The organism is Alteromonas gracilis (assembly GCF_043642145.1).
In the GTDB taxonomy this organism is placed as follows: domain Bacteria; phylum Pseudomonadota; class Gammaproteobacteria; order Enterobacterales; family Alteromonadaceae; genus Alteromonas; species Alteromonas gracilis_B.
In genome coordinates this window covers 900,412-914,050 of record NZ_JBHZRZ010000001.1, presented here as the reverse complement: position 1 = coordinate 914,050, position 13,639 = coordinate 900,412, and the positions used below count along the sequence as shown (strand labels likewise).

At 43.1% G+C, this 13,639-nt stretch carries 7 protein-coding genes; 3 read left to right on the top strand and 4 right to left on the bottom strand.

What is annotated here, in order from left to right; genetic code table 11:
• Positions 1–2: 2 nt before the first annotated feature.
• On the bottom strand, positions 3–959 hold the full coding sequence (locus tag ACHUFN_RS03935; protein ID WP_394220988.1) for an AAA family ATPase: 957 nt from the start codon (positions 957–959) through the stop codon (positions 3–5).
• Positions 960–1,369: 410 nt separating this feature from the next.
• On the opposite strand from ACHUFN_RS03935, the gene fadI reads away from it, so the two are divergent.
• The 3 genes from fadI (at position 1,370) to ACHUFN_RS03920 (ending at position 5,247) form a co-directional block, all read left to right on the top strand.
• The gene (gene fadI, locus ACHUFN_RS03930) at positions 1,370–2,680 is read left to right on the top strand and encodes an acetyl-CoA C-acyltransferase FadI (protein WP_014948809.1); all 1,311 of its coding nucleotides are present in this window, start codon (positions 1,370–1,372) and stop codon (positions 2,678–2,680) included.
• Between the two features lie 19 nt (positions 2,681–2,699).
• Entirely contained in the window at positions 2,700–4,841 is a 2,142-nt protein-coding gene (fadJ, locus tag ACHUFN_RS03925) for a fatty acid oxidation complex subunit alpha FadJ (RefSeq protein ID WP_394221043.1), read from the top strand.
• Between the two features lie 208 nt (positions 4,842–5,049).
• Positions 5,050–5,247, top strand: coding sequence for a hypothetical protein (locus ACHUFN_RS03920; RefSeq protein ID WP_394220987.1), 198 nt, complete (start codon positions 5,050–5,052; stop codon positions 5,245–5,247).
• A 100-nt stretch (positions 5,248–5,347) separates the two neighbouring features.
• On the opposite strand, the gene ACHUFN_RS03915 is transcribed toward ACHUFN_RS03920, so the two are convergent.
• The 3 genes from ACHUFN_RS03915 to ACHUFN_RS03905 all read right to left on the bottom strand — a co-directional run bounded on the left by ACHUFN_RS03915 (position 5,348) and on the right by ACHUFN_RS03905 (position 13,487).
• Positions 5,348–5,515, bottom strand: coding sequence for a hypothetical protein (locus tag ACHUFN_RS03915; protein ID WP_168532690.1), 168 nt, complete (start codon positions 5,513–5,515; stop codon positions 5,348–5,350).
• A gap of 311 nt (positions 5,516–5,826) precedes the next feature.
• The gene (locus ACHUFN_RS03910; protein WP_394220986.1) at positions 5,827–10,380 is read right to left on the bottom strand and encodes an EAL domain-containing protein; all 4,554 of its coding nucleotides are present in this window, start codon (positions 10,378–10,380) and stop codon (positions 5,827–5,829) included.
• 359 nt (positions 10,381–10,739) lie between these two features.
• Positions 10,740–13,487: an insulinase family protein gene (locus ACHUFN_RS03905; RefSeq protein ID WP_394220985.1), complete on the bottom strand. Its 2,748-nt coding sequence runs from the start codon at positions 13,485–13,487 to the stop codon at positions 10,740–10,742.
• Between the last annotated feature and the right edge of the window lie 152 nt (positions 13,488–13,639).

Sequence of the window (13,639 nt, the reverse complement as noted above, 5' to 3'; positions counted from 1 at the left end):
GCTTAAGGAACTGCGACAGTTGCAACAATCTTATCAAGTACGTCGTTAATGGTTACGCCTTCAGCCTCGGCTTGGTAAGACAGAATAATACGATGGCGAAGCACGTTGTGAACCACAGCTTGTATATCGTCAGGGCCAACAAAATCTCTGCCGCTAAGCCATGCGTGAGCGCGTGCACAGCGATCTAGGCTGATGGTTGCTCGAGGGCTTGTTCCCATTGCAATCCATTGTCCCAAGTCTGCGTCAAAGTTTGCAGGCTGACGGGTGGCCATAATCAGTTGAACTAAATACTGCTCTAACTCTGGCGCCATATAAAGGGACAGGGCTTCTTTACGCGACGTAAAAATATCGTCTTGCGTTAGCGTTGGGGGCGTAACGGGTGGCTCTGAGAGGGCTTCACCTCGGGTTAAGCGCAATATCTCAAGTTCGGTTTGGGCGCCTGGATAGTCGATGTCCACGTGCATTAAGAATCGGTCTAGCTGCGCTTCAGGTAGCGGATAAGTGCCTTCCTGTTCTAGCGGGTTTTGCGTAGCCATTACCAAAAATAGCGGGGGAAGGGGGTAGGTTTTACTGCCCACCGTAATTTGGCGCTCTGCCATGGCTTCAAGCAGAGCTGACTGCACTTTTGCTGGTGCACGGTTGATTTCGTCAGCTAACACCAAGTTGTGAAAAAGAGGGCCTTTTTGGAAAACGAATTCACCGGTCTCAGGGCGGTAAATATCAGTACCCGTTAAATCGGCAGGTAAAAGGTCTGGGGTGAACTGAACGCGATGAAAGTCACCGTCAATGCCGTTAGCGAGTGCATTGATTGCACGTGTCTTTGCGAGCCCCGGAGGGCCTTCTACTAGAAGGTGACCATCGGCCAAAAGAGCGATAAGAAGGCTTTTGGTTAACGCGTGCTGACCAATAATTTGTTGGTCTAAATAAGCGTGTAACTGTTGAAATTGCGCTGCTGCCATAATGCAAAATTTCCGTTTGAGTTCTCGTTATCAGGAAGTGTCATTTGGACGATATCGTCATTTAAAATCTTATATCGTGGTCGTTTGAGTAATAAAAATGGAATATCCAACCCAACGTCTCGTCACAATGACACAAAACAGACTTTCATTTCCATATAAGGTTCATTCTAACTTTCTTCAAGTCGTTAAACAGCAATATAAATGCGATACCTGGTAAGTCATTCAGCCTAATTCTTTTCATTGCAGGAAAATTTAAACATTTATGAAAACTTTAGTTTCATTTATGTTGTCCTTAACCCTGCATTATTTGCTATTTTGTTCATTGTTTGTAAAAATCAGGTTTATTACAGGTCAGACCACTTTCGGGGCGATGAGCTACCACAGAAGCTGGTCATCAATTTAGGTGCATTATGGCAACAAAACAATCAGTTACTACCCGAGAGGGTGATCGCATCGCCATTGTCGCGGGGTTGCGTACTCCGTTTGCGAAAATGGCTACATATTTCCACGGCGTACCGGCTGTAGATTTAGGTAAAATGGTCGTAAACGAACTTCTCGTTCGCCATGGTGTTCAAAAAGAGTGGGTTGATCAGGTTGTTTATGGTCAGGTAGTGCAAATGCCTGAAGCGCCAAACATCGCACGCGAAATCGTGCTAGGCACGGGCATGAATATTCACACCGACGCTTACAGCGTATCTCGCGCGTGTGCAACAAGTTTCCAGTCTACAGTTAACATCGCTGAAAGCATGATGGCTGGTACGGTTCAGGTAGGTATTGCTGGTGGTGCAGATTCAACGTCAGTGTCACCTATTGGCGTATCTAAGAACCTTGCACGTGCGCTGGTTGATTTACAGAAAACCAAAACCCTTGGTCAAAAGCTAAATATCTTTAAGCGCTTAAGCTTAAAAGACCTAGCGCCTGTTCCTCCTGCGGTAGCAGAGTACTCTACCGGTTTGTCGATGGGGCAAACTGCAGAGCAAATGGCGAAAACACACCAAATTTCTCGTGAAGAGCAAGACAAGCTTGCGCATCGCTCGCACAGCCTAGCCGCTGAAAGCTGGGAAGCAGGCAAGCTGTCTAGTGAAGTAATGACCGCTTACGCAGAACCGTATAAAGGTGCTCTTGAGCGCGATAACAACGTACGTTTCGATTCTAAGCTTGAAGGCTATGCGAAACTTCGCCCGGTATTCGATAAAAAGTACGGCTCGGTAACTGCGGCAAACGCTACACCGCTTACTGACGGTGCTTCTGCAGTGCTTATGATGACAGAGAGCCGAGCGAAAGAGCTAGGCTACACGCCGCTGGGTTATATAAAGAGCTACGCGTTCTCGGCAATTGATGTGTGGGAAGACATGCTAATGGGGCCGTCGTACGCGACACCTATCGCGCTAGACCGTGCGGGCATGACGCTAAATGACTTAACGCTAATTGAAATGCACGAAGCGTTCGCAGCCCAGACCCTAGCAAACGTTAAAATGTTCGCAAGTGACAAGTTCGCCAAAGAGAAACTAGGCCGCGACAAAGCGACCGGCGAAATTGACATGGACAAGTTCAATGTAATGGGTAGTTCAATTGCCTACGGTCACCCGTTTGCTGCAACCGGCACACGTATGATCACGCAAATGCTTAACGAACTAAATCGCCGTGGCGGTGGTACAGGTCTACTAACAGCATGTGCTGCGGGTGGTCTTGGTGCCGCAATGATTGTGGAGACAGAATAATATGAGTCAGGAACAAGAAATGACAAATGAAGTTCAGCCAACATCAGGCGCATTTACGCTAACTAAGCAAGATAATGGTGTTGCGATTCTTAGCATGGACGTACCTGGCGAGAGCATGAATACGCTTAAAGCTGAGTTTGGCGATGAAATCTCAGCCATGCTTGATGACATTGAGCGTGACAGCAGCATTAAAGGTGTTGTGTTAACGAGTGGCAAGCCGAGCTCATTCGTAGCAGGTGCTGATATTACCATGCTAGCGGCGTGTAAAACGGCTGAAGATGCGACGACCATTGCCGCAGGTGGCCAAGCTATTTTCGATAGAATTGAAAACATGAAGGCGACTTTCGTTGCGGCAATTCACGGCCCTGCGTTAGGAGGTGGCTTAGAGCTTGCACTGGCGTGTCACTACCGTGTATGTACTGATTCACCTAGCACTCAGGTAGGTCTGCCTGAAGTGCAGCTTGGCTTGTTACCAGGTAGTGGTGGTACTCAGCGTCTTCCGCGCTTAATTGGTATTCAGCAAGCAATGAAAATGATGCTTACTGGCGCACCAGCACGTGCCAAGCAAGCTAAAAAGTACGGCATTGTTGATGATGTAGTGCCACAAAGTGTTCTGCTTAAAGTGGCGGAGCAATTTGCGCTTAAACGCAAGCCAGAGCGCGAAGCGCCGCAAAAGAGCGTGATGGACAAGGTTTTAGAGAAAACTGGTCCAGGCCGTAACATGGTTTTCAAAAAAGCACGTGAAGCGACATTTGCGAAAACCAAAGGTAACTACCCAGCGCCAGGTTACATCATTGATGTTATTGAAACGGGTATGAACGAAGGCATGAAGGCAGGGCTTAGAGCTGAAGCCGACGCCTTTGGAAAACTAGTAATGACGCCTGAGTCTTTCCAGCTTCGTCAAATTTTCTTCGCAACAACAGAGATGAAGAAAGAAAATGGCGTTGAAGGTGTTAAACCTGAAAAAATGAAGAAAGTTGGTGTGCTTGGTGGTGGCCTAATGGGCGGTGGTATCGCCTATGTAACCTCTACTAAAGCTGGTGTGCCTGTGCGTATTAAAGATGTGCGCGCCGAAGGCATTGCTAACGCAATGAAATACAGCTACGACATCTTAAATAAAAAGGTGAAGAAGCGTTTCATGCGTAATAGCGAAATGCAGAAGCAGTTAGCACTTCTTACTGGTACATTGGACTACAGTGGTTATCAAGATGCGGATATCGTTGTTGAAGCGGTTTTCGAAGACCTAGACCTTAAACAGAAGATGGTGGCGGATATTGAAGAGAATTGCAAAGAAAGCACCATATTCGCGTCTAATACGTCGTCTATTCCAATTACACAAATTGCAGCTAAAGCAGCACGTCCTGAAAACGTGATTGGTCTACATTATTTCTCGCCAGTAGACAAAATGCCGTTGGCCGAAGTTATTGCCCACGATAAAACGTCGGACCAAGTCATTTCATCTACGGTAGAGTTTGCTAAGAAGCAAGGTAAAACGCCGGTTGTTGTTAAGGACGGTGCGGGTTTCTACGTAAACCGTATTTTAGCACCTTACATGAATGAAGCGGCTAACCTTATTCTTGACGGTGAGCCTATTGAGCACATCGACAAGTCGCTGGTTAAGTTTGGCTTCCCAGTAGGGCCTGTGAAGCTACTAGACGAAGTGGGCATTGATGTTGGTACTAAGATCATCCCATTCCTTGTAGACGCGTTTGGTGAGCGTTTCACTGCGCCAAGTGCTTTTGACAAAGTGCTTGCAGATGGCAGAAAGGGTAAGAAAAACCAAAAAGGTTTTTACTCTTACGAGGGTAAAAAGCCTGGTAAGGAAGTGGATGAATCAATCTACGAATTACTTGGTTTGTCGCCGTCTGCCAAGCTGAGCGAAAAAGAAGTGGCTGAGCGTTGTGTATTAATGATGCTTAACGAAGCGGCACGTTGTTTAGATGAAGGTGTAATCCGCAATGCCCGTGACGGTGATATTGGCGCTATTTTCGGTATCGGTTTCCCTCCATTCTTAGGCGGCCCATTCCGCTATATGGACACGCTGGGTATTAAGCATGTTGTTGCGCGTTTGAACCATTACGCAACCGCAGTTGGTGATAAATTCGCACCTGCTGATGTGCTAGTGAAAATGGCAGAAGAAGATCAAACTTTTTATAGCTAAGTTTATAAAATGTTAAAAAACCGGGCTTGGCCCGGTTTTTTTATGTCTAACGCTTATTTTTGCTGGTTTATTGTTCTGTTTTGGGTAAAATCTGCGCGTTAAAAAAAATGAACGTGTCAAATTGTTGGCGTCAATTATCAGTTGCGCATCTTGACAGTTAACATGGGTAAGCTAATTAAAACACGCAATTAAAAAAGACGGAGGCAGTGTGATTTCACTTTTTGTAGTAAGCGTTATCTTCTCTCTTTATTTTTATGTAGAAGCATTTAAATGGGGAATGAATGCTAAAAAGTGGGCGCTTGCAGGTTTCGTTTTTGGCCCTGTATTACTTCCTATGTTCTCTATATCTCGTCACATACACTGGCGCAATGCGGTAGGGTTCAATAATTTGTATATTGCTGCGTAGAGTGATTTTAGCGCTTTTTATGATTGAGTGTAGGAAGACAAACTGAAGATATAAAAAAAGAGAGCATAGCTCTCTCTTTTTGGGAATTCTAAGGTATCTCTTAAAGACCAATACCGTAGCCACCACCACCCGTCTTTGGGCGAACTGTTTGTGGTTGAGTTACGGTCTCCTTTTGTGACTCAGGAGCTTGTTTTGCGCCTTCTTGCTTATCGGCTGCCACAGGGGTAGCGGTAGAAAGTACTAGTGCAACTGCGTACTCTTTTAACATGTTGATTTCCTCTGATAATTTTGAACGAACAAACAAAACCGATTGTTTTTATTTTTTATCGGTATATTGGTTTTGCGAGATGCGTGCCAAAATTTAATATATTTTTAAAAGATGTTATTTATCAATAATTTATGTTGTTTTTGTATGGACTGGATACAGCAGGAAAGATTAGAATAGAAGGGGACGTCATTTTAATGGCACTTAAGTTAGATAAACAAAGGCCCAAGAGGCATGGCGCTGTCTCTTTGAAAAGAAGTATCTTTAATAAAGGGAAGAAAGGCGCCCTTTGATATTATATTTGGAAAGGGCGACTAGAAGCTCGAGTGGCCAAGCAGGGTGTGAAGCTTTTGGTTTTCAGTAAGTAGCTTTTCAAAGCGCTCTGCGTTAAGCGGGCGGCTATATAGGAAGCCTTGTAACATTTCACAATCATAACGACGCAGAATATCCAGCTGCTCTTCTTCTTCCACACCCTCAGCTACAACTTTAAGGCCAAGGTTATGTGCAATGCTTATAATCGCTGCGGCCATGTGGCGGTCTACATTACTCTTTGCAATGTCGTCGATGAAGGCTTTATCAATTTTAAGCGTGTTCAGAGGGAACCGTTTTAGATAGGCCAAAGAAGAATAGCCTGTACCGAAATCATCCAATGCTAAATGGATGCCTCTCTCTCGTAGGCGCGTCATCATTTGAAGTCCATTTTCTGGACTTTCCATTAACGTACCCTCAGTTATCTCACACTCTAGGTGCAGCGGAGAAAGCCCAATATCACTTAGTATTTTGTTAATCCGATCATCTAAGTCTGGTAGTTCGAATTGTTTGGCAGAGATGTTAACGGCAACACGGCCGCTAAACAGCCCTTGGTTTACCCAGCGCTTTGTATCTGCACAGGCTTTTCTTAAAACCTGTTCGCCAATTTCAATAATTTGGCCCGTTTGCTCAGCAAGTGGAATAAACTGACCGGGGCTCACAATGCCTTTTTGAGGGTGTTCAAAGCGTACAAGGGCTTCCATGCTGACTAACTTACCAGAAGCAATATCAACTTTTGGCTGGTAGTAAACAGTGAATAAATCGTCTTTAATGCCTTGACGAATCAGGTTTTCGATTTGTAGTTGTCGTACGGCATTTTGATTCATCTCGCCGCTGAAGAACTGATAACTATTGCCGCCGTTATTTTTGGCAAAGTACATAGCGGTATCAGCGTTTTTCAGCATTTCCTGAGGCGAGGCGCCATCATCAGGGAAGAACGCGATACCTATACTCGCGCCTAGCACAAATTCTTGCTTATTGATAATAAACGGGCGAGATAGAGTATCTAGCAAATTTTGTGCGTAGTGTGTAACGGTGTGAATATCTGCGTTATCTTCCATTAATACGCTAAACTCGTCACCACCTAATCGGTAACATGTCGCGCTTTTACCTGTAATACGTTGAAGTCGCTTCGCGATTTGTTTTATTAATATGTCGCCAGTTTGGTGGCCTAACGAGTCATTAATTTTCTTAAAGTTGTCCATGTCCAGGCAAAGCAGGGTATGCTGAGCACCTTTCCTTACCAAATTCTGATGGCTTGCTTGGAAGAATGAACGATTAGGAAGCTCTGTTAACGGGTCTGTATTAGCCAGTTTTAGCAGTTCTTTTTCGGTGCTCTTTCTTGATGTGATGTCGCTGAATACCCCAACATAATGGCTAATTTTTCCATCTTCGTCGTGCACCGCATCAATATTTAGTTCCATTTCATAGCGTTCACCATTAACGCGCACGCTTTCTACTTCACCCGACCAGTTGTCCTTAGATTTAAGCGTTTTCTTAATTTCTTCAGTGAAAGCATCAGGGTACAGATGGAAATGCATGTACGTTGCCAAAGCCTGATCTCGGGTCTCACCGGTGTACCCGCAGTATGCATTGTTTACGCTAATAAACTTGAACTGTGTATTTGTTATGAATACACCTTCAGAAATGTTTTCAATTGAGCGCTTAAATAAGTTGAGCTGCTCTTCTGCTTCTTTCAAGTGATGGATGTTTTTGAGCGTTCCTGTCATACGAACAGGTTGTTGGTTGTGATCTCTTTCTACCACCTTGCCGCGATCGAGTATCCAAATCCATTGATTTTTAAAAGTCTTCGCACGATAAGCCAATTCGTAGAAGTCGCTATTACCTTCCAGGTGCTCTCGTAGCGCGGTTTTAACTCTGTTTATATCGTTAGGGTGAATATTGGCGTCATACGCGCCTGTTGTGCGTATATCATCCTGAGGGAAGTCCAACGTACCCCAGGTATTAGCGCGATATACTTGCCCGCGATAAACGTCCCAGTCCCATAGCTCATCTCCGGAACTCCATAAAGTCAGTTTAAGGCGTTCTTCCGACTCTTTGATGGCGAGCTGGTTTACCTTTCTAATCTGATATTGGCGAACGATGAATGCAAAAATAGCGAATGCGACAATACAGTAAAAAACGATAGCAACGGTATGAAGCCAAGGTGGTCTTGCAATGTGTAAAGATAGTTTTTTACTATCAGACCACGCCTTACCTGGTGCTTTAGCCTGTACCTCGAAAACGTAATTCCCAAAGCTTATATTATTAAATTGAGCAACTCTGTCGTCTGCGTTATCAATCCAGTTGTCGTCAAAACCAAGTAACCGATATCGGTAAACAACGTGTTGCGGGTAAACAGAGTTGAGTAAATTGAAAGATATGCTGAATCTAGACTCATTGTAATCTAGAGCAATCGACTTTTTACTTCCTATATTTTGTGCAGATGAAAAATAACTTGTTTCACCACTGTTTTCCCTCTGAATTACGTTTGACCTATTGTTAGATACGCCAAAAACTTTTAATTCAGAAACCTCAGGGATAAGTGTTTTCGTCGAATCATCATTTGAGCTAATTTTCTTACTAGTTATTATGTTGTAACCAGTCATTCCACCAAAATAGATAGTTTTTTCTGAGGATGCGAAAGCTGAACTCTCGCCTAGAGAGTTGTAGTTGAGCTCTGAATTTGGAACTGAACTTACTTCCTCAAGTTCGGGAAGTTTGATCTGGTGAACTCCCGTAGTATCTGCATACCAAATGCTGTTATCGATACCTACGGATGATATTATTAGCCCAGAGTTTTCTGTACGAACTTGCCTTTTGACAAATTCAAGAGAGTGTTTGTCGACTTCCAAAATTCCTTTCGAACGAGTCGTTAACCAGTATGAATTTGATGTTTCGTAAACGCCGTAAACGAGTGAATCGAAACCATTGTTCTGATCTAGGCTTTTGATTAACTCTCTGTCCTTCAACGAGTATATACTCACACCTGACTCGCTTCTCAGCCAAAGTCGATTATCATTATCTTTATAAATTGGAACTAGACGAGATGAGTTTATCGCTATTTTTATTGGCTCAACGGATGCTTTAAACGAATCATAACCAAGAGATAATTTTACCGGTCCTTTTGTATCCTCCCAGATCCAAACTTCGTCCCCTTTGGTGTAGAGAAAATCGATAAATAACCCTTCGAACACGTGATCTATTAATTGAAGCTTTCCTTCTACTTGCCTCAAAACATAGATGCCATTAGAGGATGCAACCCAGAATGTGCCTTTGGTATCTATTTCAACATCCCAGTAAGTTATTGAGTTCGCAAGAGCAGAGAAAGCTTCCGAGAACTTTACTTCTCCGCTAGATCTATTAATTACACCAAGTCCTCTCTGTTGAGAAACAACATATATGTCGTTGGCGGAATCTTCTGCAAAGCCCCATATTGAGGAGTAGTCATCCTCGGATAAGTTTGAAGAATTAAAAACAGATTTATATCTAGTCGTAGCGTAGTCTGGGTGATACCTAAATGCACCGCTCTTTATTGTTGTAACCCAGATACCACCGACTCTGTCTGTTACTAGGTTCATGATTGTTGCTGTAGGCAAGCCTGTCAGTTCTTGATTATCGTGATCAAGGAAGATGACCCTTGGCTGGAAGCCGCCATTTATCTCTGACGTTGCTGCATCACTGAAAATGAATAGGCCTGCTTGAGTGCCTATCCAAATGTCTTCATCTTTCTCATATATTGTCAGGATGTTGAGTGCTTCATCAGACTTTGAAGTGAATGTGTTTTTGAAATGCTGAAGTATTTTACCCGAAGCAGCTATGACATAGATGCCCTCATTAGTTGCAAGCCAATAATTACCGTTGATTACCTTGATGTCGTGAAGAGAACGAACATCCAAGTTTATTCCCCATGGATTTACTTTTGTTGCGGAATAAAGTGATTCGTCAGTCTTGTCTATAAGCGAAAGCCCAAATTCATTTGAACCTAACCAGGTGCGGTTCGCTTCATCATGAATGACCTTAATAAAACTCTGGTCTCTATGTATCTGTTTTACAACCTCAATTTGATGGCTCTCTTTAGATAACTTGTAAAGAAACTTCAGATCAGCGAATAGAATGTCACCATTATATGACTCTCCGATGCCAGTAATAAAATCAACTTTAATTACACTATTTTCTCTATTGAAAACTTTGAAGTTGTCGCTTTCAGGTTGATACTTGGCAAGACCTGCTTGTGTTCCTACCCATAAATCACCATGAGAATCTAAGAAGAGATTTTGAGTATAACCGGACGGAAGTGAGTTGTGGTCAACATCTGAAGGGTGGTATTGCTTCACCTCATAACCGGAATAGCGATTTAAACCATTGGAGGTTGCTATCCAAATATATCCTTTATTGTCTTCAACGATATCCAATACGGCAGTGTCAGAGAGCCCATGCTGCTTATTTAACTCTGTAAAATGAAGATCAGAAACCTCTATCGCCTTTGCTGAAGAAACAAAAACTTCAGACAAAACCAACACAAGAAGACATATTGAATAAATTAGGGTTGAGCGCACCTACACACCTTTGGCATACGCCATTTATTATTTTTTATTTTACTGGCAGCATCCCTAACGACCAGAATAATAAATATGCCGAATTAACTAAGCCTCTACAAGGACTTTTTAGAAATAACAAGAATGATGGTTTACTTATTAACCAACCATGCTTACGAATACGATTTCTTATCGGCTGATTGATTAAAATCTTAACGCAGTCTATAGAAGTAGGTTAATTTCACTCGTTTCAAGCAAAGCGTTTTGTGTGTCAATCTAGAACATGTGAAGTAGCGTGCGAGTTTGCCTGTGGAGGTTTACCACCATAACAATAACGACATTGTAGTTGGCTGAATTAGGGCTTGCCTTGTTAGCAAGCCCTAGTAGTAAGGAATTTCCTTTTTAAATTGGGAAATGCAGTTAATTGTGCGTTTCTCTGGAGTGGGTAAAGTTTCAAACTTGCCTCGCGAGAAGAGCACAAGCTCGCCACAACGCTCTCGTTTAGCAAGCTGCTGTGCGTAATCTTGAATCTCTTCAAAACTTATTGCTTTAATGCGTTCTGCAAGCATGGTATTTCGGTTAAATCCTAAGTCTTGAGTGCCTAAACTTACCCATAGCCGCTGTGATTTCATTGATAATGTTAGGTCTCTTTCTTCTAGCTGCTTTATCAGGTTTTGCTGAATGGTGGGCCAATAGAAACGATAAAATTCTATTTCGTTTAGTTGTTGGAATAGGAAGCCAGTCATAGCGTCGAGCAAGTGCTTAGGGCTGCGCTGGGGGCTTTGAACGTAAAACGCCATTCCTGGATGCTGATTGTGCGGTACATAACCTGTACCCACAATGTAACCTAGCTGCTGCTCTGTTCTTAATGAGTTAAAAAATGGTGCAGCCAACATTTGTTCTAATACCATGCAAAGCGCTGTGTCTGTGAGGCTAGGTGAGGGGGCTTGCAAATAAAGCACAACAGCGGAATCATCGTGATTACACAATACTTCGTGATAAAGCGGCCCGCCCACTGGTAATTTAGATACCGCACGAGAAAGCGGAGCACCTTTTGCGTTAATACAATGATTGCGAAGCGTCGTCGAAAATGATTTTGCCTCTTCGCTCTCCCAGTTGCCATGCATAAATGCTTCTACGAAGTAATGCTCAAAAGCGGTATTTCTGCAGTTCAGCATTTCTTCATAAGAAATGTTTTCTATTATATCCAACAGCTCAACAGGGGCTTGTGTGTTTCGCTGAATCAGTACACTTAAGCGAGAGAAAAGACGGTTCGTAGGCTTATTCAACAAAGCATTGTGAAGGCTTTGAGTTTGAAGTGCTTTGTGGTGTTCGAATGCTCTTTGATCGGGCGTGAATTTTAAAACTGCATCCAGAAGTTGAATTGCCAATAAAGTTTGTTGATTAGTAAAGCCTCTGGTATGCAGTGTGAAGCCCGCTTGGTGTCCATAAATACGGTAATGTAGACCAGCTATTTCTGCACGATAGTATTTTGCCTGAAGGTGATCGTTCAAAGCGCCTAGCCAAATTCGTTTTGCGGCAACAGATGTTAAAGAGTCTGAGAATGTAGCTGCGTCAAACGATATATAGATGTCACCTTTCGGGCTGTGAAATTGCTGATCTTGAGCAAACCAAAAGCGATAGCCTTTGTTGTCTTCAAGCTTGTTGGGAGTGCTAAAGCCAGGCTCTGGTAAAATAAGTGTGTATTCATTCGCTAAATAAGGGTTAGGCGGGGGGAGGTTAAGCGCTGATATTCTCTTTGGTGATGCAAGTGATTGAAGCAACGCTTCATCGATGTTCTCAACGCTATATTCGGCTTCATAAAAAGCACAAACCTGAGTGGTTTTCACGTCTTTCGAGATAACTTTCAGGCGAATATTACTGGGCACAAAGAAAGACAGCGCATTTTCGATGATGTCTTTATCATAGCTACCAATGGTAGAGCGCAGCTTATTTAATTCGTGCGCTTCAAATATAAACTGGTGCTGCGCATACTCGGTCACAAGCCCCAGAGGTTTGACATTTTCTTCATACTCAAGAGCTAACGCATTTAATTTAGACTTTTCGTGAAAGCGCCACTCTTCTTTTGAGGCGTCTCTAATTAGTTCTATATAGCTAAACAGCGCTTCTAACACCGAGTTTTTGTTCATTAGGCCTTTCTGTGTGAGCTGAAAGCTAACGTTGAAGTCTTTGAATTTATCTCCTTCAATACCCGAACCTGCAATAAGATTTAGCGCCCAGTCTTTGTCTTTCAAATATGCTAGTAAACTTCCTTCACCTTCATCGCCAATTAAATGACTAATATAGTTTAGCGGTTTAGTTTCATAGTCATTTTGCAGAGCTGGCAGTACGAAAGTAACAATCATTCGCTTCGCACTTTGAAGTGGATGAATGTTTATCTGAATGCCAAGCTCATTTTCAGTGTAGAGTTCCGGCCAATCATCTGGAGCCAATTCGCCAGATGGGAGTGTGCCAAAACATTGAAATACCAACGCCTCTAGTTGTTGAGTAGGCATTGGGCTGGCAATGCAAAGTTTCATGTTTTCCGCACAATAATAAGTCTGATGTAACGCTTTTAACCGTTGTTTTAGTTCAGTGCACTCATGTTGAGAAAACGTATCGCTGTTGCCAACAGAAAATTTGGCAAACGGATGCTGAGGGTTGCAGGTTTCTTTATGAATTTGATAAAGGCGGCGAAGATCATCTTTTTTCTTAAATTCGAACTCTGCATGAATACTATTTATTTCATTGTTTAGTGCGTCTTCTTCAAACAAAGGTTGCCGAATCATGTCTGCAAACGCTGGCAATGTTTGTGCTATGGCATCGCCACTGCAGCTGAAATGGTAATTTGCATACTCGGTCCCTGTCCACGCGTTTATTGTGCCGCCATGTTGCTCAATAAAGCCGTTTATTGCGTTTGGCTTGGGCAAATGTCGACTACCCATAAATAGCATGTGTTCAAGAAGGTGGGCTAACCCTTGACAATCAGCTGGGTCGTAAAAGTGTCCGGCCCTGACTGCCAGAGAAACGAATGATTCACTTGTGTCTGGTGTGTGACATAACATAGCACCCAATCCATTGGGCAACGTAACGTGGTGCGCGTTTTCTAAGTTGATGGTGTTGTTCACATTGTCTCGTTTTTGGTCATGGGCACCTTACAGCTGGAGCATCTTTAAAGAGAATCGTAAATAAACCTTAAATAATGTACAAAAATTCTCACTATTCGCGGTTTACCGCTAGGCGTAGTATCAGCTCTCTGATATCGTTAGCACAATTTCAT